This is a genomic window from Streptomyces sp. NPDC058326 (assembly GCF_042879855.1).
Lineage (GTDB): Bacteria > Actinomycetota > Actinomycetes > Streptomycetales > Streptomycetaceae > Streptomyces.
This window is the reverse complement of the sequence record NZ_JBHVZO010000022.1, coordinates 67,417-91,939: the sequence shown is the minus strand read 5'-3', so window position 1 is coordinate 91,939 and position 24,523 is coordinate 67,417. Positions and strand designations below refer to the sequence as shown.

The following is a 24,523-nucleotide window of genomic DNA, read 5'->3' as shown; positions in this document are numbered from 1 at the left end:
CCACCACCTCAGGAGTACTTCGTGGCCCGGCGACCACTCCCCCGCATTCTGAGCAGCGGCAGCGTACAGATCGCTCGCAGTCGAGAGATCGCGCGTACGGCCGCCGACAGCGCCACCGACGTGCTCCATCCCCTGATCACGGTCTCCCGTGGTCTGCGGAAGCTGGCCGCCACCGCGCGCGCCAAGTGGGCCGCGACCCCCAAGGAGCGGCGTGGTCCCACGCTGTTCCTGGTCGCGGCCTGCGTCCTGGTCATCGCCCTCGCGCCGTACGGGCCGCTCTTCGCACTGGTCACGCTCATGGGCGCGGCCGCGTGGAAGGGACGCGAACGGCCGGTCGCGAAGACCGGGCCCGACGACGCGGAGGCCGCCCGGCTCAAGGGCCTGTACGAGGCCCTCGTGCCCTACTTCTCCGTGCCCGACGACCCCTCCCCGCTCTTCGCCCACGGAGGCGACTGGAGCAGCGCCTTCGCGGAGTACGCCTTCGACGAGGACGGGCGGCTCACCCGGCTGCGGATCGCGTACCCCCCGTACTTCACCGACGGCGAACCCGACGCACGCGCGCGCATCGAGCATCTGCTGCACGCCAAGTCGGGACGCGGCCGCGAGTACCGCTTCGACTGGGACGAGGAGGGCAACCGGCTCGTCATGAGCGTGCTGCCCGCCCTGCCCACCACCATCGCCGCTCAGCGCTTCGTCACCGTGCCGGGCGAGACGGTCCTCGGCTTCACCGACGCGGACGCCGTGCAGCGGACCGTGCCCGTGGTCGTGGCGGACGGTACGGAGGACGCGCCGGCCGTGGTCTGGCGCACCGGGCCCCGGTCCACCGAGCCGCATCTGCTCGTCGTGGGCCAGCCGGGCAGCGGCACCACCTCCCTGCTCCGTTCGATCGCCCTGCAGGCCCTCCCCCACGGAGACGTACTGATCGTCGAGGGCGGCGGCGCCGGCGAGTACGCCTGCCTCACCGGCCGCGACGGCGTCCTCGCCGTCGAGTGCGGGCTGTCCGGCTCCCTGGCCGGCCTGGAGTGGGCGGCGCACGAGACGGAACGCCGGCTCATCGCCGCCAACCGGGCCCGGCAGGCCGGCCACCCGGCGCCCGAGGACACCCGGCGGCCGCTGTGGATCCTGCTCGACCGGCCGAGCATCCTCGGCCACCTGGCCGCCGCCGACGGCCGCACCGACCCGCAGGAGCTGCTCCAGGTGCCACTGCGGCACGGGCGCGCCGCCCAGGTCACGGTGGTGGTCGCCGAGCAGTTCGACAGCGTGGAATCGCTGAGCGAGGCGGTACGCACGCACACGCGTGCCCGGATCGTGCTCGGCCCCGCCGCGCCGCGACAGATCGCGGCGGTCCTCGGCGTGGAGCCGCACACCACCCCCACGCCCCAGGTCCCGGCGGGCCGCGGCTACGCGCGCCTGGGGACCGGCCCGGTCCTGCGTCTCCAGGTGCCGGCCACACCGGACCCGTACGACGAGGCGACGAGCGAGGCGCACCGCAAGGCGGTCCTCGACCTTCTCCCGGAGCGCCGCGCGGTGACGGCCACGACGGTCGGGACGGTCGCCGGCTCGGCCGCCCTGTCCAAGGCCGTCGGCTCGTCCCCCGAACCCAGGGCCGTCGCGGGCCCGTCCCCGGAGCCCAAGACCGTCGTCAGCCCGGCCCCCGTGCCCGAGACCATCGCCGCTCCGGCCCCCGACCCGGCTCCCGCGCCCCGCGCCGAACCGCACCCGGGCCCGGCCCCCCTGCACGCCCCGGTGCCCGCCGAGGGCTGAGCACGCGCACGGGGAGAGGCCGGTACGGACCCCAGGTCCGTACCGGCCTCTCCCCGTGACGAAGCTCCCTACGCCACGAACGACCGCGGCGGCTCCGTCCCCCCGCCCGCGCCCGACTCGACCAGGCGGGCGGCGGCGGCCAGCCGCGCGGCGGCCTCGTCGGCGACCGCCCCGCCGACCGTGAAGGGCAGCCGGACGAAGCCCTCGAAGGCCCCGTCGACGCCGAAACGCGGACCGGAGGGGACGCGGACCCCGACCCGCTCGCCCGCCTCGGCGAGCCGGGAGCCGGAGAGGCCGCCGGTACGGACCCAGAGGGTCAGGCCGCCCCGTGGCACCGCGAACTCCCACTCGGGGAGCTCCCGGCGGACGGCGGCGACGAGCGCGTCCCGGTTCTCCCGGGCCTGCTCGCGGCGGAGCGCCACGGCCTCCTCCCAGCCGCCGGTGTGCATGAGCCAGTTCACGCCGAGCTGTTCGAGGACGGGAGTGCCGAGGTCCGCGTACGCGCGCGCGGCCACCAGGGAGCGGATGACGTCGGGAGCCGCCCTGACCCAGCCGATCCGCATGCCGGCCCAGAACGCCTTGCTGGCCGAGCCGACCGTCAGAACGGTGGAGCCGGCCGGGTCGAAGGCGCAGACCGGACGGGGCATCTCCAGGTCGTCGTCGAGGTGCAGCTCGGCCATGGTCTCGTCGACGACGAGGACGGTGCCGGCCGAGCGGGCGGCGTCCACGAGCTGCCTGCGCTGGTCCTCGTCGGCCAGCGCCCCGGTCGGGTTGTGGAAGTCGGCCACGACGTACGCGAGGCGGGGTGCCGCGTCCCGCAGCACCTGGCGCCAGCGGCCCAGGTCCCAGCTGCCGAGGCCCTCGGACATGGCGACGGGCACGAGCCGGGCCCCGGCCTCCCGCATCAGCTGGAGGATGTTGGCGTACGAGGGGGATTCGACGGCGATGCGCTCGCCGCGTCCCGCGAAGAGGTGGCAGATGGCGTCGATGGCACCCATGGCGCCGGTGGTGACCATGATCTGCTCGGGCATCGTGGGGATGCCCCGCGCGGTGTAGCGGTCGGCGAGCATCTGCCGGAGCGCGGGCAGTCCCGCCGGGTAGTCCCCGTGCGTGTGGGCGTACGGCGGCAGTTCCTCCAGCGCGCCCTGGATGCCGCGGGTGAGCCAGGGTTCGGGCGCGGGCAGGGCCGCGCAGCCGAGGTCGATCATCGAGCCGAGGGACTCCGGGGGCAGCGGTTCGAGGCCGCGCGCGGGCAGCGGGTTCCCGGCCGGTACGGCGGTCCAGCTGCCGGCCCCCCGCCGGGACTCGAGGAAGCCCTCGGCGCGGAGCGCCTCGTAGGCCGCGGCCACCGTCGTGCGGCTGACGGTGAGGGCGAGGGCGAGTTCCCGCTCGGCGGGCAGCCGGGCGGCGACCGGAACCCGGCCCTCCAGGACGAGCAGGCGGATGCCGTCGGCCAGCGCGCGGTAGGCGGGCGGCTTGCGGGTGCCGGGCCCGCCGGGCCGCGGCTGCTGCGCCCGGAGCTGCCGCGCGAGCTGAGCCGGTCCTACCGCCGAAGTCCACTGGGCCATCGAAATCAGTCCACCTTCCTCGAATTGGCCATGGTTGGCATCCGTTCCCCCGCCACAGAGTGTCATGGGCCAGTCCACTACCACCACCCTGGGGGAATTCCTTTGTCCATCGCCTCCGGCCGCGACGGCCGGCACCTCACCCGTCGGCTGATCCAGCTCTACGTGGGTCTGGCGCTGTACGGGGCCAGCGCGGCGCTGCTCGTGCGCAGCGGTCTCGGCCTCTCGCCCTGGAGCGTCCTCGACCAGGGCCTCGCGGAGAAGACCGGGCTGACCATCGGCGTGGTGTCGATCATCGTCGGCGCGGTGGTGCTGCTGCTGTGGATCCCGATCCGCCAGCGGCCCGGTCTCGGCACCGTCTCCAACGTGTTCGTGATCGGTCTGGCGATCGACGGCACCCTGGCTCTGGTGCCGGACGTCCACGGCCTCGTCGGGCAGGTGCCGCTGCTCGTGTTCGGCGTCGTCCTCAACGGGCTCGCGACGGGCCTGTACATCGCGGCGCGCTTCGGGCCCGGTCCCCGCGACGGCCTGATGACCGGTCTGCACCGCCTCACCGGCCGCTCCATCCGTCTGGTGCGGACGGCGATCGAGGTGGTGGTCGTCGCCACCGGTTTCCTGCTCGGCGGCTCGGTGGGCGTCGGCACGGTGCTGTACGCGCTGGCGATCGGGCCGCTCGCCCAGTTCTTCCTTCGCTGGTTCGCCGTTCCCGAGCCTGACTCCGGCAGCACCGCGGTCGCCCCGGCGACACCCTCAGGGGCCATACTGCGGCGGTGACTCGCGTACGCCACCCCTATCTCGACCATCCCTCGCCCCTCCCGTTCGCCCATCGCGGCGGCACGGCGAACGGCCTGGAGAACACCGCTGCCGCCTTCCGCCGGGCCGCCGCCGCGGGCTACCGGTACTTCGAGACCGATGTGCACACGACGGCGGACGGCGTGCTCGTCGCCTTCCACGACGCGACCCTGGACCGGGTCACGGACACCACGGGCCGGATCCGGGACCTGCCGTGGGAGGCGGTGCGCGAGGCCCGCGTGGCGGGCAGCGAACCGCTGCCGCTCTTCGCCGACCTCCTGGAGGAGTTCCCGGAGGCCCGTTGGAACGTGGACCTCAAGGCCGAGTCGGCCCTGGAGCCGCTGGTGGACCTGATCCACCGGACGGGGGCCTGGGACCGGGTGTGCGTGGGCTCCTTCACCGAGGCCCGGGTGGCACGGGCACAGCGTCTGGCCGGCCCCCGGCTCGCCACCTCGTACGGGGTGCGCGGGGTGGTCGGGCTGCGGCTGCGCTCGCTCGGCATCCCGGCGGCGGTACGGGCCGGGGCGGTGGCGGCGCAGGTCCCCGAGCGCCAGGGCGGCGTCCAGGTGGTGGACCGGCGTTTCGTCCGGGAGGCGCACGCGCGCGGGCTCCAGGTCCATGTGTGGACGGTGAACGATCCGGCCCGGATGAACTCTCTCCTCGACCTCGGGGTCGATGGCATCATGACCGATCAGCTGGAGACGCTGCGCACGGTGCTGACCGAGCGGGGCGTGTGGGTCTGAGCGCGCGTGCCGGGGGCACCGGGCGCGGGTCACCGGTCCGGATCACGGGGACGAACGAGGGGGCGGGGCCTTGACCGCTGGAACCACCGAACCGGAGGAGTACGCCGCCGGGCCCGCCGAGCGCCGGAGGGAGCAGCGGGGCTGGTACTTCTACGACTTCGCGTGCTCGGTGTACTCGACGAGCGTGCTCACCGTGTTCCTCGGGCCCTACCTGAACTCCGTGGCCCGTGCGGCGTCCGACGCGGAGGGCTTCGTCCACCCGCTCGGGATCCCCGTGCGGGCCGGTTCGCTCTTCGCGTACGCGGTGTCCGCCTCGCTCGTGGTCGCGGTCCTGGTGATGCCACTGGTGGGCGCCGTGGCGGACCGTACGGGCCGGAAGAAGCCGCTGCTCGCCGCCTCGGCGTATCTGGGGGCGACGGCCACGGCGGGGATGTTCTTCCTCGCGGGCGAGCGGTATCTGCTGGGCGCGTTCCTGCTGATCGTGGCGAACGCCTCGCTCGCGGTCTCCATGACGCTCTACAACGCCTATCTGCCCCAGATCGCCGAACCCGAGGAGCGGGACGCGGTCTCGTCGCGCGGCTGGGCCTTCGGCTACACGTCCGGGGCGCTGGTCCTCGTCCTGAACCTGATCCTGTACTCCGGCCACGACTCCTTCGGTCTCACCGAGGGCGAGGCGGTCCGGATCTGTCTGGCCTCGGCCGGTGTGTGGTGGGGCGCCTTCACCGTCGTACCGTTGCGGCGGCTGCGCGACCGGCGGATCCGCTCCGAGGGGTACGACGGGGCGGGCGGGGGTGGCGTCGGCAGTGGGTGGCGGCAGCTGCGGGCGACCCTCAAGGACATGCGCCGGCACCCGCTGACTCTCTCCTTCCTCCTCGCCTACCTGGTCTACAACGACGGCGTGCAGACGGTGATCTCGCAGGCCTCCGTGTTCGGCTCGGAGGAGCTGGGGCTCGACCAGACCACGCTCATCACGGCGGTCCTGCTGGTGCAGGTGCTCGCGGTGGCGGGGGCCCTCGGCATGGGGCGACTCGCCCGGGCGTACGGCGCCAAGCGGACGATTCTGGCCTCCCTGGCCGTCTGGACGCTGATCCTGGTGGCGGGCTACCTCCTGCCGGCCGACGCGCCGGTCTTCTTCTACTGTCTGGCGGCCGCGATCGGCCTGGTCCTGGGCGGGAGCCAGGCCCTGTCGCGCTCGCTGTTCTCGCATCTGGTGCCGCGCGGCAAGGAGGCGGAGTACTTCTCGGCCTACGAGATGAGCGACCGTGGGCTCAGCTGGCTGGGTCCGCTCGTGTTCGGTCTCGCGTATCAGCTGACCGGAAGCTACCGGGATGCCATCATCTCCCTGGTGATCTTCTTCGTGGTCGGCTTCGCCCTGCTCGCCCGGGTCCCGGTGCGGCGCGCGGTGGAGGCCGCGGGGAACGCCGTTCCGGACCGTATTTAGACGTGGCAGTGAAAGGGCGGTAGTGTACGCGTTTGACCTGCCAGGCGGACCGTTACTGCGTGCTGCTTTGGTGAAAAGGCCGGGTTACTTCTGCCGTCAGATGTGACAAAACGGGCACTGGTGGGTACAACAAGGGGCGGCACGACGGGCGACGCATGACCCGGCACGGGAATCTTTACCGCCGACCGGACGTTGACCGGATAACGACGACAGCGACACCTGTCCTGTGGGCGACAAGCCCGGGAGGCACGATTCATGAGTGAGCGAGCTCTTCGCGGCACGCGCCTCGTGGTGACGAGCTACGAGACCGACCGCGGCATCGATCTGGCCCCGCGCCAGGCGGTGGAGTACGCATGCGAGAAGGGACATCGTTTTGAGATGCCCTTCTCGGTTGAGGCGGAGATTCCGCCGGAGTGGGAGTGCAAGGTCTGCGGAATCCAGGCACTCCTGGTGGACGGGGACGGACCTGAGGAGAAGAAGGGCAAGCCTGCGCGTACGCACTGGGACATGCTCATGGAGCGGCGCACCCGCGAGGAGCTGGAGGAGGTCCTCGCCGAAAGGCTGGCCGTCCTTCGTTCCGGCGCCATGAACATCGCCGTGCATCCGCGCGACAGCCGCAAGTCCGCCTAGCGGACCCACCGGACGAACAACGCCGCGGGGCCCGGTACACGAACTGTGTACCGGGCCCCGCGGCGTTTCCCGTGCGCCGCTCCGGAAGAGGTCTTCGTGCCCCGCTCCAAGAGAAGCGGGGCGGGGCGTGCGGACCGGTCGCGTCAGGGGGTCAGGGGCGGGCGCCGCTCGTCGGCGCTCCGCGGGCCGCCGGCGGCGTCCTCGCGGATGACCTCGCCCTGGACGACCTTGCCGTCGGGGCGGTGGATACGCGCCTGCTGGAAGGCGTCCTGGAGGCTGCCGGGAGGCGCGGCGCTGATCCGGCGCTCGGCGGCCCTGTCCGCGTACCGCCCGAGGAATGAGCGGACCGGGGGGATCAGCAGGAGCAGTCCGGCCGCGTCCGAGACCAGGCCGGGGATCATGAGGAACAGGCCGCCGAGCATCAGGAAGCCGTTGCGGTCCTCCGTGCCGGTCCGCTCCGGCGTCCGGGGCATCTCCCCCGACTGAGCGGCCGCCTGGGCCTGCTGGAAGGTAGAGGTGAGGTTCCGGAAAGCACGCCGTCCCGCCCGCTTCATGACGGCGGCACCGAGCACGGCGCCGCCGACAAGCAGGGCGAAGACGGTCAGGCCGCCCGCCGCGCCTGCCACCACCGTGAGCAGCCAGATCTCGAGGACCAGCCAGGCGGCGACGCCGAGCGGGAGGAACGTACGCGCGCGTGAGCGCTTGGGGGCGAGGGGAGGCGGTGCGCCGGTCGTCATGGTCCCCAGTGTGCCTGGGGCCCCGCCGGAACGTCGTAAAGAGGGGATCAGAACGCCCGGGGACGGGGATCCGTCCCCTGACGGATCAGGAAGGGCCGCGGCCGAGCAGCTTGGCGACCTTCTCCGCCCGCGCCGACACGCCCCAGCCGGTGACCCGCCACAGCGCCTCGACGACGATGTTCCGGCTCATCTTCGAGTCGCCGACCTCGCGCTCCACGAAGGTGATCGGCACCTCGACGACATGGAAGCCCGCGGCGACCGCCCGGCGGGCCAGGTCGACCTGGAAGCAGTACCCAGCGGAGGCCACGTCCTCGAGCCCCAGGCCCTCCAGGGTCTCCTTGCGGAAGGCCCGGTAGCCGCCGGTGACGTCGCGGATCGGCACGTCCAGCATCACGCGGGAGTAGAGGCTGCCGCCCCGGGAGATGAACTCGCGGGACTTCGGCCAGTTCACGATGCGGCCGCCCGGCACCCAGCGGGAGCCGAGCACCAGGTCCGCGCCCTTGAGGGCGGTGAGCAGCCGCGGGAGCTCCTCGGGCTGGTGGGAGCCGTCGGCGTCCATCTCGACGAGGACGCCGTACCCGTGCTCGATGCCCCACTGGAAGCCGGCGAGGTAGGCGGCGCCGAGCCCCTCCTTGCCCTTGCGGTGCAGGACGTGCACATGGTCGTCCTCGGACGCGATCTCGTCCGCGAACTTGCCCGTGCCGTCAGGGCTGTTGTCGTCGGCGACGAGCACGTGCGCCTCGGGCACGGCCTCCCGTACCCGCGCGACGATCGGCTTGATGTTCTCCGCCTCGTTGTAGGTCGGAATGATCACCAAGGCCTTGCCGAGCGGGCCGTAACGCCTCTGGCCACCGTCGTTCACTACTGCCCCTTCGGATACAAACGCAGGCCCCCACCATAGCGAGGTCCCCGGAGTGCTCCGCCGCGGCGGGTCCTGTGGCAGGGGTGGCGTGCGGTGCGGGGCCCGACGTCCTTCGGTCCGACCTGGGATCCGCTGGCTGCGGGTCGACCGAGAGCCGTTGTCTACTGAACGTCCGGGCCCCACCCGGGTCGCACCTTCCGCCGGAGAAACCTTCCCTCGTGGCCGAGGCGCGGGCGGCGTTCGGCACCTGCGAGGGGGTGGCCCGGTCGGACGTCCTGTGGTGGACGCGGAGAACCTACCCGCCCCTTGCGGTCGGCTGTCAATACCGGCTTGACCTGCGGAGACGTACCAAAAGGCCAGGCCGGAGGGGAAGATCCGCAGGTCGGGGACAAGCGTGCGGACGAGGACCCCAGGGGGGACATATCCCTACATCACTCGTTCGGTCGCACAAACACCGTCCGGCCGTGCACGACCGTCCGGAGGCAGACGGGGAGGTCGGCGCCAGGGGTCAGATCGGGCAGACCGGGCGTCCCGGACCGGGGGTCAGTGGACCAGCGGGCCACCCGGTCGTCCGGGGCCTGGACGACGAGTTCCTCGGTGCGCCAGAGCGCGTAGTCGGCGGGGGCACCGGGGACGAGCGTCCCCGCGTCGTCCCGGCCCACGGCCCGCCAGCCGCCCCTGGTGTGCGCGGTGAAGGCGGCCCGGACCGAGATCCGGTGCTCGGGAGTGCGGTGGAAGGCGGCGGCCCGGACGGTGCCCCAGGGATCGAGCGGGGTGACCGGGCTGTCCGAGCCGAAGACCAGCGGCACACCGGAGCGGAGCAGCGCCGCGTACGGGTTGAGCGTGCGGGCCCGCTCGGCGCCGAGCCGGTCGGCGTACATGCCTTCCTCGCCGCCCCAGAAGGCGTCGAAGGCGGGCTGGACCGAGGCGGTCAAGCCGAGCTCGGCAAAGGCGGCGATGGTCTCGGGGGTGAGCATCTCGACGTGCTCGACGCGGTGCCGGGCGGCCCGGATCCTGGCCAGGCCGAGCTTCTCGGCGGCCGCCCTTACGCCCTCGACGACGGCGGTCACGGCGGCGTCCCCGATGGCGTGGAACCCGGCCTGGAGGCCCGCCTCGGTGCAGGCCACGACGTGGAGCGCGACGGCCGCCGCGTCCAGGTGGGCGGCGCCCGTGTGGCCGGCGTCCGCGTGGTCGGCGTACGGCTCGTGGAGGCAGGCCGTGTGGGAGCCGAGGGAGCCGTCGGCGAAGAGGTCACCGGCCGCGCCGAGGGCGCCGAGGGCGCGGGCCCGCTCGACGTCCAGGTCGGCCCAGTAGCCGACGACACGGGGGCCGGCCTCGTCGCGGGCGAGGTCGAGGAGACCGGTGAAGTCCTCCTCGGAGGAGATCTGCGGGCCGCCGCACTCGTGCAGGGTGCCGATACCGAGGGAGGCCGCCCGTTCACGGGCGGCGCGCTGCGCCTCGGTGCGCTGGCGCGCGGAGACGGCGCCGAAGGCGGCGGCACGCACGGCGTGGTGGGCGTCGCCGGTGAGCGGCCGCTGCCCGTCGTGGAAGCCGTCCAGGTCACGGACGCCGGGGACGAGGTCGAGGAGCGCGGTGGTTACGACGGCCGAGTGGACGTCGATACGGGTGAGGTAGAGCGGGCGGCCGCCGGTGAGCTCGTCGAGTTCGGCGCGGCTGAGCGGCCGGCGCTCGGGCCAGCGGGAGGCGTCCCAGCCGTGCCCGATGAGGATGCGGTCCTCGGGACGGGCGGCGGCGTGGGCGCGGATCAGCTCCGCCGCCTCCGCGAGCGAGGCGGCGGAGGACAGGTCGAGCCCGGTGAGGGCGAAGCCGGTGGCGGTGGTGTGCACATGGGCGTCGACGAACGCCGGGGTGACGAGCGCGCCCTCCAGGTCGACCACCTCGTCCACACCGGAGGCGAAGGCGTCGGCCGCGCCCTCCGAGCCCACCCAGGCGACGTGCCCGCGCTCCACGACCATGGCGGTGGCGAAGGGGTCGGCGGGGCTGTGGACTTCTCCACCGCGCATCAGCACGGTGCGGTGTTCGGCGGGAGACGCAGGAGGCATGGACTCACTCATGCGACCAGGCTAGGACCTGCCGGGACCCGGTTTGTCCGGCAGGTCCCCCGGGGGCGGCCCGGCATGATCCAAGAGACAGGCCTGAGCGGCCCCGGCCGCGATCCGCCGGACACCACGGGGGCACGTCAGATGCGCGGCGGCCGTGCCTCGTACGGGGTGGAGAGGACTACCGTCGTGCGGCTGGAGACGCCGGCCTGGGAGCGGATGCGGCTGAGCAGGTGTTCCAGCTCCAGCGGGGTGGCGACGCGGACCTTGAGGATGTAGTTCTCGTCACCCGCGACGCTGTGGCAGGCCTCGATCTCCGGGATGTCCGCGAGGCGGTCCGGGGTGTCGTCGGGTGAGCTCGGGTCGAAGGGTTTGACCGAGATGAAGGCGGTCAGCGGCAGGCCCACGGCCTCCGGGTCGACGACGGCGGCGTAGCCGCGGATGACTCCGCGCTGCTCCAGACGGCGGACGCGCTGATGCACCGCCGACGTGGACAGGCCGGTGGCCTTGCCCAGGTCGGTGTAGCTCATGCGCCCGTCCTTGACGAGCAACTCCACGATCTGACGATCCAGCTCCTCCATGCGGTGACCCTATTGCCACCGGGGGAAAGGGGCACCGCCGGGGAGCACCGCTATCAGGCGGTATGGGCGGCCACGGGGCACCTGCGACGGGCATGTGACGAACGCCACAGGTTTGCGTCCGCCCTCGGGTACTGCCACACGGTTATGCGGACGGCCGCATGGGAAGTGCTTGCTGTGGTCGAGGCCGTACAGACCGGCCGACCCACCCGAGGGGGAGATTCTCCATGCAGGAGCCTGTTGATTCGGTCGACACGTCCGACGAGCTCGACGCGTACGACACCTTTGAGATGTTCCGGGTCATCTGCCCGGAGTGCGTGCAGCCCATCGCGCTGCTCGCGGACGAGGACGCGCTGCCGGAGCACGCGCTGTGCCCCACGCCGTGGAACCCGTTCGTCCTGACGGTCTGCCCGGGTACGGGCCTGTCGGCGACCGAGGCCCGTCCGGCCGACGACAGCCTGGAGGTCCAGGAGCAGGACACCGCGCTGCTCCTGACGCTCCCCCAGGGTCTCGACTGGCGCACGCAGCCCTTCTCGCACGTCGGCGGTCCCGGCTCCCGTCCGATGCGGGTGCCGCAGATGCGGCGCGCGGCCTGAAGAACGTCAGGGCCGGCGCCGGCCCTGACACGCGCTCACCAGTAGCTTCCCCGCACCATCGCCGCCAGGGCGGCGTGGTGCAGGATCAGGGAGTCGGGGTCCGCGGGTACGTCGACCTCGCCGAAGTGGACCTGCCGGTACGCGATCCTGAGCATGACGATCGCGTGCCGCAGCGCCGCGTACAGGGTGTGGAAGTCCATGTCGCGCGGAGTGTGCCCGGTCAGTTCCGCGTACCGCCGTTCGACGGCGTCGCGCCGCAGGAGGCCGGGCAGCCCCGCCTGGCCGAAGCCCACGGTCAGGTCCTGGAAGAAGCGGTGGAGGTAGACCGTCCAGCCGAGGTCCACCTCGCGCGGGACGCAGGCCGCCATCTCCCAGTCGAGGACGGCGACGGGGGTGAACCCGTCGTAGACGATGTTCCCGATCCGCGCGTCGCCCCAGCCGAGGACGGCCGGTCCCTCCTCGGCGGGCCAGTGCGCCTCCAGCCGGTCGAAGGCCGACTCGATGAGCGGTGAGGGGGCGAGTCCCTCCACCACCCAGGAGTAGTAGGCGCGTTGGGCGTCGACGTGGCGGCGCAGCGGACTTCCGGCGCCGTCCGGCAGGAGGAACTCGGCCTCCTTCACCGGGAACTGGTCGTGCAGCCGGGCCAGTACGGAGACGGTCTCGGATTCGAGCAGGGCGCGTTCGGCGTCGGTGGCGGCGTGCAGCCAGTTCCCCTCGTACGTGTAGGGCATGACGTCCGGCGGGACACGGCCCTCGGCGCGGGCCATCACGAAGAAGGGCGCGCCGAGCGGATCCGGGTCCTCCTCCAGCCAGAGCACGCGCGGTACGGGGACGTCGGTGTGCTCGCCGACCAGGCGCATGACCCGGTGCTGGCGCGCCATGTCGTAGACGGGGAAGACGGAGTACGCGGCGGGGTCGGCGGCCAGCCGGAGGGCGCAGCCGCGGACGGGGGCGTCCGGGTGGTCGAGGTCGAAGAGCAGGGTCTCGCTGGACATGCCGTTGGAGCCGGGGACGGCGAGTCCGGTGACGCGGGCCCCGGGCAGGTGCCGGTCCAGCCAGGCGGTGAGCCGGCGGCCGAGTTCCTCGGGGTCCCGGGTGGTGGTGCGGGGTCGGGGCGTGGCCAAGGCGTGCTCCTCAGAGGGCCGTTGACGTGTGGTCGGTGAATCCGCTGGGGTCATGGCGGCCGAAGGTGCCGTGCTCGAAGACCCCGTGACCGATGCGGCCGTCGAGGGTGAAGCGGGCGGCGTGGTCGGTGACTCCGTACGCGGCCATGGGGTGGGCCGCCGGGTCCGAGAGGTCGTAGACGCGCCGGTCGGTCCAGCCGCGGCCCTGCCAGGTGCCGTGCTGCCAGTCGGTGGCGGGCGGGTAGCCGGCGCCGACCGCGAGCGGGGAGGAGGCGAGGATCTCGACGCCGATCTCCAGGGGCTTCCCGGTCGGGTCGGTGAGGTGGACGGTGGCCCGCTCGGGGTGGCGGGTGCCCGGCCGGTAGGTGATCTCGGTGCGAGGCCAGCCGAGTTGGGTGTCGCGCCGGCCGTTCCGTACGAGCAGGGCCTCGTTGAGGGTGCGGTAGCCGTCGGCGTCCTCCTGGGCGATGACCATGAGGAAGCGGTCCTCGAAGCGCATCGGGACCCAGAGCCAGTGGAAGCCCTCGGGGCGGTGCTCGGCGGCACGGCCGGGCTCCTCGCCGGGGATGGGACGGACTCCCCAGCTGCGGTCGCGGGTGCCGGTCCACTCCCCCGGGGTGACCGTGAACTCCTCGCCGCCGGCCCTGATCGTGCCCGCGCAGTGCCCGGCCTGGACGAAGCGGCGGCCTTCGAGGGTGAGCCGGCCGCCGTGGCGCTGGGTGTGGTGGGGCTCCCAGACGGCGGGGAAGTCGCCGGTCCAGGAGAGCTCGTAGGAGAGCCCGTCGGGGTCGTCGGGGTCGGCCGCGCAGCGCAGGGAGAGGCGCTTGAGGGGTTCGTCGACGGTGATGGCGAGCGGGCCGACGGAGAGGTTCGTCCGGTCGTCGCCGAGGGCGTCGGAGGCGCGGACGGCGTGCAGCCGGTCGCCGACGCGGAGGGTGGCGTAGGCGTCGATGACGCCGGTGTTGGGGTAGACGCCGAGGCCGGCGATGAGCAGGGCGCGGCCGGTGTGGTCGAAGACGTGGAAAATGCACCGGTCGTAGGCGTTGCGGTCGCCGCTGATGTGGTGCTTCATCGAGAGCGGGGCCTGGTGCACGGGGTACTCGTCGAGAGCGACGGGCCGGTCGTCGACGTGCCGGTGCGCGGACATGGCTGACCTCCTGGTCGGCGGGCTTCCGGCGAGGGGAACTGACGGTACGTCAGGCGTGGGTCCGGGGACCAGAGCCGTGCACCGGGTACCGGGCGAACTGCCGCTCGAATCCGTTCGTCGGTGACCACGGCCGCCGGGGCGCGTTGGTCCGGGCATGACCACGCTGTACACCACGCCCAGCGGAATCGGTCGGCACCGACAGGCCGAGCCGCGCCTTGAAGAATCGGTTCCTCATCCCTCGCCGTCACCCGCGCCCGGAGGAGCACCCGCACCCGCGCGGACACCGGCACCGGTGTCGGCGCCCGTGCCCGTCCCCGTACCGGCGCAGGCGGCCGCCCCCTCCCCCCTCCCCGCCGACCCGCCCATCTACAAGGCGGTGCTCTCCCTCTGGGCCAGCCAGGGCCGGACCCTTCCCGGCCACCGCGACCAGGAGTGGGCCCGGCTCGCGGCCGGACCCGTCTGGGCGGACCGGACCGTGCGCGTCAGCGGGATTCTGGTCCGACCAGGTGACGGGCGATGACCACCCGCTGGATCTGATTGGTCCCCTCGACGATCTGGAGCATCTTCGCCTCCCGCAGATACCGCTCCACGGGGAAGTCCGCCGTGTACCCGTACCCGCCGAGCACCTGCACCGCGTCCGTCGTGACCTGCATGGCGGCGTCCGTGCAGAACAGCTTGGCCATCGCGGCGCACCGACCGAAGGGCCGCCCCTCGTCCCGGAGCCGCGCCGCCTCCAGATACAGCGCCCTGCCCGCCTCGACCCGGGTCGCCATGTCCGCGAGGAGGAAGCGGAGCCCCTGGAAGTCGGCGATGGGCCGGCCGAACTGGCGGCGCTCCCTGGCGTACGCCACGGCCTCGTCCAGGGCCGCCTGGCCGAGGCCGACCGCGCAGGCGGCGATGCCGAGGCGCCCCGAGTCCAGAGCGTCCAGCGCCAGGGCGAAGCCCTGCCCCTCCGCGCCGAGGCGCCGCGCGTCGGGAACCCGTACCCCGTCGAAGTGGAGCTGCGCGGTGGGCGAGCCGGTCATGCCCATCTTCCGCTCGGGAGGCGCCGCGCTCAGCCCCGGTGCGTCCCCCGGCACCAGGAAGGCGGTGATCCCCCGCGCGCCCGCGCCGCCCGTACGGGCCATGACCGTGCAGAAGTCCGCGATCCCACCGTGGGTGATCCACGCCTTGGTCCCGTCGATCACCCAGTCACCGCCGCCGTCGCCGACGTCACCGCCGCTGCCCGCGCGGGCGCCCTCCCGGACGGCCCGGGTGCGCAGCGCCGCCGCGTCCGATCCGGCGGAGGGTTCGGAGAGGCAGTACGCGCCGAGGAGGCCGCCACCGAGCATCGCGGGCAGATGGGCGGCACGCTGCTCCTCGGTGCCGAAGCGCGCGAGCGCGTGGCAGGAGAGGGCGTGGACGCTGACGCCGAGCCCCACGGTGAGCCGGGCCGCGGCGAGCTCCTCGAGAACCTGCAGGTAGACCTCGTACGGCTGGCCGCCCCCGCCGTACACCGGGTCGTAGGGGAGCCCAAGCAGTCCGGAGCGGGACAGCAGCGTGAACAGCTCGCGCGGGAACCGTCCGGCGGCTTCCTCCTCGGCGGCGCGGGGAGCGATCTCCCGCCGGGCGATGTCACGCGTCAGGGCGAGCAGCTCGCGGGCCTCGTCGGTGGGCAGCCGGCGTTCCACGCCGTCCGCGTTCCTCTCGGCTGCCATGACCGGAGCTCCTCCCTGCCGGGCGCGGTCGGGCCGCGCGCGGGGTCGCGGGGAGTATGCCCCTTCGAGGCGCGGGGCTCACGCGGGCCCGCCGGTGGATCACACGGACGCCCGGGTGGGCCGCCCGGGCGCAGGGGAGGCCCGCCGGATCACATGAGGCCCGCCCGTGTGACGAGCACGGCGAGGAGGACGACAAGGGTCCAGCCGAGGACGTGCTCCACGATCTTGGGGCCCCAGTCGTCGTCCTGGGGACCGCCGGTCCGCGCGCGGAGGAGGAGGCGGGTGCAGGTGGTGGAGGTCATGGCGACCACCTTGCGGTACGGGGGCGGCCCCGGGGTAGAGACGTCGGTCACGTCTCCCGGGATCGCGCCTCCGCGTCGGACGGCGCCGAGGGCGGCGAGAGCCTTGCGCCGCACGGGCGAGAGGCGGGCGGGCCGGTGGAGGGGACAGTCCCTCCTGTGCCCGAGACCACTCCCTCGGCGGGGCGGGGGAAGCGTCGGGCCGGGGCTCGACGACGCCGCCTCGGCGCCGGCCGTCGCCCGCTGGGCGGCACCGGGCGCGCGCACCGTCAGTAGTTGAACGGATGGAGTACGCCGGAGAGCCGGAGTTTCTCGTACGGCATGGTCTCCAGCAGTCTCTTCGCCGCCGGCCCGATCGGCAGATAGGCGTCCTTGAAGGCCTCGCTTCCGGCGAAGGGAACCCCTCGGCCGAGCTTCACGGCCTCCCGGTGCGTCGCGCCCTTGAACTCGAACCACTCGTGCTGGAGCGCCGCCTGGACGCGGGTCGCCAGGCGCGCGGAGTTCCATTCCGTCCAGTTCTTCACCTGCTTCACGATGCCCGACTCGAGCCCGATGCCGCCCTCCTCCAGCGAGCCCGTCTGGTTGCGGCCGATGTCCTGCCCGTGCGGATCCAGCACCTTGCGCTTCGGGTCGCCGATGGTGGCCGACCCCCGCTGCCGGCCCACCGCGCGCTGCTCCTCGCCGACGCCGGCCCGGTCCAGGAAGTCGGAGGCCAGGGAGTTCACCTTCGACTCCAGTTCGGCGGTGAGACCCGGGACCTTCAGGCGGCCGGCGTTCGGCTTGCCCGACATCGTGCCCCGGGAAGGCGAGGCCGCCTTGAACATGCCGGCCTCCGCGAGCATCGGGATCACCGTCTGCCCGAACTCCTCCATGGCCCCCTGTCCCTCCGCCAGGTGCTTGCCCGCCCCTCGGCCGTCGCCGCGGTCGAGGGCGTCCACGGCGGAGACCGGGGCGCCCACCAGCGCCACGCCCAAGTGGTAGAGCGGGTTCATCTCGGCCGTGTCCTCGCCCACCTTCGCGATGCCCGCCTCCGCGACCTTCCACGGGCTCGCCCCGCGCTTGCGTGCCGCCGCCATGGCGTCGCCCGCGTGCCAGGACGTCGAACCGCTCCACGCGCGCAGTGCGGCCGCGGCCTTGCCCTCCTTCCGCGCGACCTCACGGACCTCCTTGACCTCGGTGGAGACCTTCTCCACCACCATCTGGGACAGTTTGATCGGCGCGGTCACCGGGTTGAGGAGCAGGGCCTTGTCCGCCAGAGCCGCGACCCGTGTCTCGGCGTATCCGAGGAGCACGGCGCCGGCGGTCTTCGCCGCGCCCTTGGGGTCGCTCAGGAACTTGTCGACCATCGCCGGCCATCTGCCGGTGTCGTCCTTCATCCCGATCGGATCACCGTCCGCGTAGGCGTACAGGTTGGGGCCGCCGGTCATCCCCGAGGGGTCGCAGCTGATCCAGCGGGCCAGCCACGGCGCGTAGTACCGCGCTCCCAGGAGACTCAGACCCGTCTCCTCGTCGCGCTCCTTGCCCAGGTACCGGTAGCGCTTCGCGGTCGACCGGATCGCCCGGTTCTCCGCCTCGTAGGCGACGGTGCCGTACGGATGCCACTCCTCGTACGAGACGGTCTCCGCGCGCTCGTCCAGTTCGAGCGCGGCGGAACCCAGGTGGTTCTCGTACTGATAGCGGTACAGGGGGCCCACCGGAAGCCGGGGGTCGTCCGTGCGCAGCACGTCGTCGACGAGCAGCACCCGGCGCGCGCCGTCGGCCACGTGGACCGACTCGATCTCCTCCACCACCCGGCCGCCCGCGAAGCGGCGGTGGATCTCGAGGCCGCCGAGCTGGATCCGGCTCCACTCCAGCCGGTTCCCCGACCCGTCCTCCGCGGCCTTGCGGGTCCGCTGTCCGCCCGCGTCGTACTGGTAGTACACCCGCCCGCCGCCGCCTCGGTCGCACAGGTGCACGAGGTCCCTGCGGTCCCAGCGCAGGTGGAACTCCGCCGGGGTGTTCTGGAAGTTGAGGAGGTTGCCGTGCGCGTCGTGGGCGTGCCGGACGGGTCGTGCCCCGTCACCGGAGACGGTGGTGGCCAGCCGGTTGCCGTCCGCGACGTAGGTGTGGGTCCGTGTCCAGCTCCCGACCGGCCCGGCCGCGTGCCGCACCCGTTCGATGTTCCCCACCGCGTCGTAGCCGTAGGTCTCGGTGTATCCGCGCAGCGCGTCCGCCTCGGTCACCGGGAAACCGACCTGCCGGCGCGGGGCGGTCCCGTGGGACGGCGGGGCGGTGGCCCGGCCGTTCTCCCGGCCGGTGGCGGACACGAGCCGGTACACCGCGTCGTACACGTAGCGCTGGACCGGGTCCACGCGCTGGTTGGCGAAGAACTCCGGTTCCTGGGCGTCGTCGCGGATCTCGGTGACGTTCCCGACCGGGTCGTGCGTGGAGGAGAGGTGCTGGAGGACGCGCCCGCCGTGCGTCGTACGGATCGACGTCAGGCGTGAGCTGTCCCGGTCGTAGGCGTACGTGGTGGTGGTGCCGTTCCCGTACCCCACCGACCGCCGGCGGCCCCGGGCGTCGTAGACCGCGGCGGAGACGACGGCGGTACGCCGGCTGTCCGCGCCCTCGATGTGGCCGCCGGCCGCCTTCACCGCCCCGACGACGAGCTCATGGCGGGCGAGCAGACCACGCTCCCCGTACGCCAGTTCGTGCACCGCCACGCGACTGCCGGTCCCCCGGTGCCAGTTGTACAGGCGCCGGCGGTTGCCCAGGGCGTCGTACTCCGCGACCTGGGCGTAGCTCTCCGTCTCCAGCCGCGCGTCCGGGTCTTCGCCCTGCCAGTCGGTCGCCGCGGCCCGGTGGTCCGCCACGAGCCTGCGGCTCACCCGGAGCACCTGACCGCCGAAGTCGAGGCGTTCGGTAACCGTCAGGCCCGCCGAGTCGTGGTGCCGGTGCAGCCGCCCGCAGAGGTTGCGCTCCTTGGCCTCGGCCACCGCCACGGCGTCGCCGTTCCCGGCGTCGCGATAGCCGTACCGGGCGATCATCGCGGGCGGGCCGTCGTCCACGGTCAGCCACTGTTCCACCGGCCGGCGCAGGACGTCGTACACGGTGCGCAGCCGCCGCTCCTCGGGGACCAGCTCCCCGGCCGTCTCGTCCTGCCGGTCGCCGGGGTCCCAGGCCAGGAGTGTCTCGCCCGCGCCGTCGGCGAGACGCCAGCGGTCTCCGGTGTCCGTGCCGTGCTCCGAGAGCAGGTTCCCGGCCAGGTCGTAGCAGGGAGCGCTGCCGGCCGGGATCCGCTCGGGGTGCGCCGGGTCGGGTTCGTCGGCCCGCCGCGCGGGCTTGGGCGGCCGGATGTGCTGGGTGATCAGGTTCCCCCGGGCGTCCCTTGTCCACAGGGGTTTGCCCTCGGCGTCCAGCTTCGTGTACGTCGCGTACTTCTCCTCCCGGTCCTCGCCGGACTCGTCGCGCCACCGGTTGTGGGCGACGGCGAGCACCTCACGGCCCAGGGCGTCCAGCACGGTGAGCGCCGGGGTGTCCGCATGCCCGGCGGCCAGCTCGGCCGCCCGTCGCTGCGCCTCGGGCGCGCCGGGCGCGGTCCGCGCGGCGAACCAGGTGTTGCCGGGCTCCGCGACCGTGTCGTTCGGGTCGTACGTCCGTACCTGCCAGGGCGAGAACTCCACCCGGCTGAAGGTGCCGTCGGCCTGCTCGACGCGCACCGTGCGGCCCAGGGCGTCGTAGTGCGTGATCGAGGTGACGCCCTCCTGCCGGGGTTCCTCGAAGCGGTGGCCCACCTCCGGGTCGCTGAAGTACGGCTCGTAGGCCAGCACCGGCATCGCCTTGTTGTTGACGACCGTGCGGCCGCTCGCCAGCCAGCGCGGCGGCTCTCCGGGTTGCTCCGGCTCGGCCGGGGACTTGGTCGACAGGACGGCGCCGAGCCCGTCGGCGTACGCGAAGGAGACGCTGAGGCGGCTCTGCTCGCCGTGCGGAAGCCGGCGTACGTGTTCCTCGCGCAACAGCGAGCAGACGCAGGGCGGCTGCCGCACCCAGACGGTGGTGCCGTCCGGCGCCGTGCGCCGGCCGAGGTCGTGGACGTAGCGGGCCGTCGCGTTCCCCAGCCAGCGGCGGGCCGTCGCCTCGTCGAGCGCGGCCGCGTCGAAGAAGGCGTCGAGTTCGTCCTGCGGGGGATCGGCCAGGGCCGGGGTCAGCAGGGCGAGGTCGTCGGCCTCCTCGCCCTTGCCGCGGGCCGCCACGGCCACCGTGCGGCCGAGGATGTCGAACGCGACCTCCGACACGTTGTCGTTCGGATCCAGGACGGCGGCCGGGGCCATGACCCGGTAGTCGAATCGCAGGACGCGCGTGCGGTTGCCCGCGGCGTCGGTGCTGGACTCGACGAAGAGGTCCCGGGCGTCGTGCGCGAGGACGCCGACGTTCCCGAAGGGGTCGGTGTGGTTCGCGGGAAGGTAGAAGTGCCGGTCCGCGTCCGGGGCGAAGCCGGACCTCCCGGACCGCAGCCAGAACTGTCCGGTATTCGCCTCGCCGGGGAACAGTTCGTCGAGGAGCACGCCGCCGGCGTACCCCGCTCCGCTCTCGTCGGCCAGGAGCTGCCGTACGTCCTCGGTGAAGCGGTCGCCCAGCACGGCGGTGAGCAGGTCCTCGGTCAGGGCGAGCTGGTACTCCTCGTACGGAAGCGCCAGGCGCGGCAGCGTGCCCAGGGGCGCGGGCCGTTCGAGCGCGGGGTCGGTGTCGTCGGTGAACAGGGTGCGGCGGTGTTCGACGAGCCGCTTGCGGGCCCCCTCGGCGGGGGCGGGCAGGTGGTAGGGCTGGTCGGGTACGGCGGTCAGGCCCGGGTCCGGCGGCTGGTGCACGGAGCTGAGCGCGAGGTCGAGCAGCTCGGCGGCTCCGAAGTAGCGGCCCTCGCGGGGGATCACGCCCGTCAGGTCGTGGACGAGGGTCTCGCAGGGGACGGGGATCCGGTGGTGGTCCGTGTCGTCGTCCGCGCCGTCCTCCACGCCCGCGTCCGCGACGTCGGCCGTGAACCGCGTCTCGGTGTAGGAGAGATGGAGCTCGTCCTGGACCTCGCGCACCAGATCGACCGTGGCGTCGTCGAGCGTGTCGTCCTCGAAGCGGCCCGTCCGGGGGTGGACCGCGGTGACGGACTGCAGGACATGTCCGCGGGCGTCGAAGCGCAGGGGCAGGGTCTGACTCACACGCGGATCGAGGGAGAGGGGGGAGGCGCGGAGGTCCGCCTCGTAGGCGAGGGAGACGGATTCGCCGGGTGGGACGAGGAAGACGGCGTGCCGGTTCGCCCCGCGGCGCTGAAGGCAGTGGACCCTCGTCCCGTTGGACACCGCGCTCAGCAGCCGCACGGGACGGTGCTCGCCGGCCTCCAGCGCCTCGGGGTCGAGCTCGTACGTCTCCTGACGGACCATCTGCCCCTTGCGGGCCCGGGCGGCCTGCCGGAGTTCCTCGGCGTCGAGGCTCCCCGGCTCGATCCGGGACGCGGGCTCCGGTTCCCGGAAGGCTCCGCTCCGCGCCCCGGCGAAGTATTCGGCTGCGTACCGCGGAGGCCCCGTGGCCGGGCCGTCGACACCGGTGTCGTACCAGGTCACGGTCTTGACCGGCGGCTGGTAGAGGGTCTCGTCGGCGGTGGTGAAGGGGCCGTCCGGCTGGGCCGCGGCGAACGTGCCGAAGGATTCGGTGTCCACCCGCTCGACCCGGCCGAAGCCCCGGAACTCCCGCTCGGCCCCGTCGTAATGCCCGTGGTGATAGGAGTGCGTGGTGGCGAAGACCGTGCCGCGCCATCGGTCGCTCACCGTGATCCGTGAGACGCAGTGCACGGGGAAGGGCAGCCGCGACAGCCAGGGGGCGCCCGCCCGCCGGTCTTCGAGGTAGTAGTGCGTCGAGGGGGTGTACGCGATGTCGGTGCGCGCCCCGAGGTTGTTGCGGAAGCCGGTCAGCAGGTGGGGTTTGCGGCCACCCATGAGGTCCACGTACCGCAGGGGTGCGTGTGCGTCGGCCGGACGGGGCGACGACCACACCAGGCAGGCGGTGCCGGCGCCGAGCAGGTCGAGGACGGACACGGTGACGGAGCCGTCGTAGCGCGGCACGTCACGCAGCCGCCGGGGGCCGCTCCACGCGTTGCCGGACTGGTTGAAGTGGAGGGTGACGCCGTCTCCGGTCAGGTAGAGCAGGTCGGTGGTGCCGGAGCCGTCCACGTCGGCGAACCGGATCCGCCCGGCGTCGAACAGGTCCGGGGCGTCGAGGACGGGCGAGTCGTCCATCGTGACCTTCCGGCCGAACCGTCCGTGTCCGAGGTTCGGCCAGTAGCAGAGCTCGCCGTTGCGCACCCGCACGAGATCGCTGAGCCCGTCGCCCGAGAGGTCCACGAGCGCCACGGCCTGCCGCGGGTCGGCGAAGAGCAGCCGTGGTCCCCGCTCCTCGTCGAGGGGCAGGGGCGCCCGGCGCGCCGGGCCGAAGCCGTCCTCGCCCAAGGACTCGTACCAGGTCAGCGCGTCGTCCTCGGCGGACAGCAGGTCCGTCAGGCCGTCACCCGTCACGTCGGTGAAACGCAGCCGGGGATCGGACCAGTCCAGTACGGGCAGCGAGGCGAACGGCCGGAAGGGCGCCCATCCCCCGGCCGCCGTGCGTTCGTAGAACCCGGGCACGGGGCCGGCGAAGGCGGCGAGGTCCAGCTGACCGTCACCCGCGAGGTCCAGGAGCTGCCGGGTGCCGGCGGCGAGCCCCGGCTGGAGCGGCGTGCGCGCCTCGACGGCGCCACCGGTGAAGCTCGGCCCCATCGGCCCGGTTAGCCCGGTCGGCCCGGTTAGCCCGGTCGGCCCGGTCGGCTCCGTCGGCCCGGTCGGTCCCGTCTCCGCGCCCGTGGGCACACCGCCGGCTGGTGCCGGCGGGCCCGTGTTGCGGCGGTAGAACCACGCCCCGCCGACCTCGGTCAGCAGTCCGGTGAGCCCCTCGCCGTCCAGATCCGCCCACTGGGTGCGGCGCCCGTCGACCGGTCCCGGCGGCACGGCGTCCGCGGCGGGCGGGACCGTGCGCACGGTCTCGTCGATCCGGGGCGTGCTGTATTCGAGGTCGAGCGGAGGCAGGGAGCTCGACCGGTACCCGGAGCCCGAGCGGACGTAGCCGCGCTGCGTGATCCTGGTGAGGAAGGAGTACACCGGTCCCGGGGCGTCCACGGTGCTCTCCGGCACCCCGTAGGTGAAATCGGTGGAGCCCACCAGACAGTCCCGTCCGACCCCCGGCTCCTCCGGGAAGTGATGGAACATCAGAATCCGCCGGCAGAGCCGGTAGGTGCGGACCTCGAACCCCGCCCGGTAGGTGGAGAAGGGGTCAGGCCGTACGTTCCACACCCCTTCGGGTTCACGCGGCAGCGGGGCCGTCGCGTCGTGCTCGCCATAGTCGAGGACGACTTCGAACATCCACTCCACCGCGGCCCGCGCGGCCGCCGACAGGAACCGGGGCCGCCGGCCCCGCTCGTCGAGCAGCGGCTCGCGGTTGCCGTACCGGATCCGCTTGAGGTGGCGGGCGGCGCACCGCAGCGGGCTGTCGCGGTCCCCCCGGTTGCGCTCGTGGACCCGGGAGAGGTTCACGTCCCGGCCGTCCTCGCGCTGGTACTCGAACAGCACGGCCTGTCCCCGGTCGTCGCGCCGCTCGCAGATCAGCCAGCTGAAGACCCGGCCGGGATCCTCGGGGTCGCTGACGCGCGAGTCCTCGTCCCCGCCGTAGACGGTGAGGACGTTGTCGGCGGACAGTACCCGCCAGTGCGCCGCCCGGCTCTCCTCGTTCGTCCAGCGCTCGATGCGCGCGAAGGCGCCCTCGACGCGCGGGCGATAGCGGTGCACGGTGAAGCCGTCGATCTCGGCGTGGGACGGGGTGCCGTCCGGGCGCAGCTCGGGCACCAGGTCGTCGGCGCCGGACAGCAGGAACACGTCCTCCTCGGCGCCGGCCTCCCCGTATCGGGGGATCCCCTTGTCGGTCTTGCGGGTGATGGCCGGGACCGGCAGGGACCAGCCGACGCCGAAGACGCCGTTGCCCGCGCCGGAGTCGTACGACAGGCTCAGTCCGGGGCCGAAACCCGCGCGGCCCGGGGATGTGGGCACCGGGACGCCGAACGACCCGGTGCCGGTCACCGGGTCGGCCCCGAACTTCTCCCCCATGCCTCGGACGGCCCCGCCACCCTTCGGGAGCGCGATACGGGGCGCCTCCGGCCGGAAACCCGGGTCGGCCGGTGAGCCGGCGGCGCCGGAACCCTGGGGTTCAGGTGCCATGACGCCTCCCGACGATCGGAGAGTCCCGTTGCTCCATCCGGGTGCACTCACTCGAACGTACCTCCGCGCCGGATCCCCTGCATGCGGAGTCCGCGGGCCCGGCGGACGGGTTCCCCGGCGCGGCGGACGGCGTGCTTCGGGTGCGGCGGACGGGGGCTCCGCGTGGCAGGCGGGCTCCCCGGGGCGCGGCAGACGGCCGAACATCGGTCGCGGTCGCGGTG

Annotated in this window: 17 protein-coding genes; 7 read left to right on the top strand and 10 right to left on the bottom strand. The window is 73.3% G+C overall.

Going from position 1 to position 24,523, the window contains the following annotated elements:
• Nucleotides 1-21: 21 nt before the first annotated feature.
• A complete protein-coding gene (locus tag ACFVYX_RS30950) occupies nt 22-1,764 on the top strand; it encodes a hypothetical protein (protein ID WP_389684784.1) in 1,743 nt (580 codons plus the stop codon).
• Nucleotides 1,765-1,832: 68 nt separating this feature from the next.
• Here the strand turns inward: ACFVYX_RS30950 and ACFVYX_RS30945 are convergent, their stop codons facing one another.
• Complete coding sequence (locus ACFVYX_RS30945) at nt 1,833-3,332, bottom strand: PLP-dependent aminotransferase family protein (protein ID WP_389684783.1); 1,500 nt, start codon at nt 3,330-3,332, stop codon at nt 1,833-1,835.
• A gap of 102 nt (nt 3,333-3,434) precedes the next feature.
• On the opposite strand from ACFVYX_RS30945, the gene ACFVYX_RS30940 reads away from it, so the two are divergent.
• From ACFVYX_RS30940 to ACFVYX_RS30925, 4 genes are all read left to right on the top strand, one after another.
• Nucleotides 3,435-4,103: a YitT family protein gene (locus ACFVYX_RS30940; protein WP_389684782.1), complete on the top strand. Its 669-nt coding sequence runs from the start codon at nt 3,435-3,437 to the stop codon at nt 4,101-4,103.
• Complete coding sequence (locus ACFVYX_RS30935; RefSeq protein ID WP_389684781.1) at nt 4,100-4,864, top strand: glycerophosphodiester phosphodiesterase; 765 nt, start codon at nt 4,100-4,102, stop codon at nt 4,862-4,864. Before ACFVYX_RS30940 ends, ACFVYX_RS30935 begins: the two co-directional genes overlap by 4 nt.
• A 70-nt stretch (nt 4,865-4,934) precedes the next feature.
• A complete protein-coding gene (locus ACFVYX_RS30930; RefSeq protein ID WP_389684780.1) occupies nt 4,935-6,305 on the top strand; it encodes an MFS transporter in 1,371 nt (456 codons plus the stop codon).
• A gap of 255 nt (nt 6,306-6,560) precedes the next feature.
• On the top strand, nt 6,561-6,935 hold the full coding sequence (locus tag ACFVYX_RS30925; RefSeq protein WP_015032218.1) for an RNA polymerase-binding protein RbpA: 375 nt from the start codon (nt 6,561-6,563) through the stop codon (nt 6,933-6,935).
• 143 nt (nt 6,936-7,078) lie between these two features.
• Here the strand turns inward: ACFVYX_RS30925 and fxsA are convergent, their stop codons facing one another.
• The 4 genes from fxsA to ACFVYX_RS30905 all read right to left on the bottom strand — a co-directional run bounded on the left by fxsA (nt 7,079) and on the right by ACFVYX_RS30905 (nt 11,175).
• Complete coding sequence (gene fxsA, locus ACFVYX_RS30920; protein WP_389684779.1) at nt 7,079-7,672, bottom strand: FxsA family membrane protein; 594 nt, start codon at nt 7,670-7,672, stop codon at nt 7,079-7,081.
• An 85-nt stretch (nt 7,673-7,757) separates the two neighbouring features.
• The gene (locus tag ACFVYX_RS30915) at nt 7,758-8,534 is read right to left on the bottom strand and encodes a polyprenol monophosphomannose synthase (RefSeq protein WP_389684778.1); all 777 of its coding nucleotides are present in this window, start codon (nt 8,532-8,534) and stop codon (nt 7,758-7,760) included.
• A gap of 431 nt (nt 8,535-8,965) precedes the next feature.
• Complete coding sequence (locus ACFVYX_RS30910; RefSeq protein ID WP_389684777.1) at nt 8,966-10,609, bottom strand: amidohydrolase; 1,644 nt, start codon at nt 10,607-10,609, stop codon at nt 8,966-8,968.
• A gap of 125 nt (nt 10,610-10,734) precedes the next feature.
• Nucleotides 10,735-11,175, bottom strand: coding sequence for an Lrp/AsnC family transcriptional regulator (locus tag ACFVYX_RS30905; protein ID WP_073818744.1), 441 nt, complete (start codon nt 11,173-11,175; stop codon nt 10,735-10,737).
• Nucleotides 11,176-11,399: 224 nt separating this feature from the next.
• Here ACFVYX_RS30905 and ACFVYX_RS30900 point away from each other — a divergent pair, with 224 nt between their 5' ends.
• Nucleotides 11,400-11,768 (top strand): hypothetical protein, encoded by a 369-nt coding sequence (locus ACFVYX_RS30900; RefSeq protein WP_389684776.1) that lies wholly within the window; start codon nt 11,400-11,402, stop codon nt 11,766-11,768.
• A gap of 35 nt (nt 11,769-11,803) precedes the next feature.
• On the opposite strand, the gene ACFVYX_RS30895 is transcribed toward ACFVYX_RS30900, so the two are convergent.
• Both ACFVYX_RS30895 and ACFVYX_RS30890 read right to left on the bottom strand, forming a co-directional pair.
• The gene (locus ACFVYX_RS30895) at nt 11,804-12,892 is read right to left on the bottom strand and encodes a phosphotransferase family protein (protein ID WP_389684775.1); all 1,089 of its coding nucleotides are present in this window, start codon (nt 12,890-12,892) and stop codon (nt 11,804-11,806) included.
• Nucleotides 12,893-12,902: 10 nt separating this feature from the next.
• Nucleotides 12,903-14,039, bottom strand: a complete 1,137-nt coding sequence (locus ACFVYX_RS30890; protein WP_389684774.1) for a hypothetical protein — start codon at nt 14,037-14,039, stop codon at nt 12,903-12,905.
• A gap of 292 nt (nt 14,040-14,331) precedes the next feature.
• Here ACFVYX_RS30890 and ACFVYX_RS30885 point away from each other — a divergent pair, with 292 nt between their 5' ends.
• On the top strand, nt 14,332-14,559 hold the full coding sequence (locus ACFVYX_RS30885) for a hypothetical protein (protein WP_389684773.1): 228 nt from the start codon (nt 14,332-14,334) through the stop codon (nt 14,557-14,559).
• Here the strand turns inward: ACFVYX_RS30885 and ACFVYX_RS30880 are convergent.
• The 3 genes from ACFVYX_RS30880 to ACFVYX_RS30870 form a co-directional block, all read right to left on the bottom strand.
• Nucleotides 14,522-15,736, bottom strand: coding sequence for an acyl-CoA dehydrogenase family protein (locus ACFVYX_RS30880; RefSeq protein WP_389684772.1), 1,215 nt, complete (start codon nt 15,734-15,736; stop codon nt 14,522-14,524). The two genes, ACFVYX_RS30885 and ACFVYX_RS30880, sit on opposite strands and share 38 nt — an antisense overlap.
• A 149-nt stretch (nt 15,737-15,885) precedes the next feature.
• Complete coding sequence (locus tag ACFVYX_RS30875) at nt 15,886-16,089, bottom strand: SCO1431 family membrane protein (protein ID WP_389684771.1); 204 nt, start codon at nt 16,087-16,089, stop codon at nt 15,886-15,888.
• Nucleotides 16,090-16,304: 215 nt separating this feature from the next.
• Complete coding sequence (locus ACFVYX_RS30870) at nt 16,305-24,302, bottom strand: SpvB/TcaC N-terminal domain-containing protein (protein WP_389684770.1); 7,998 nt, start codon at nt 24,300-24,302, stop codon at nt 16,305-16,307.
• Nucleotides 24,303-24,523: the final 221 nt, after the last annotated feature.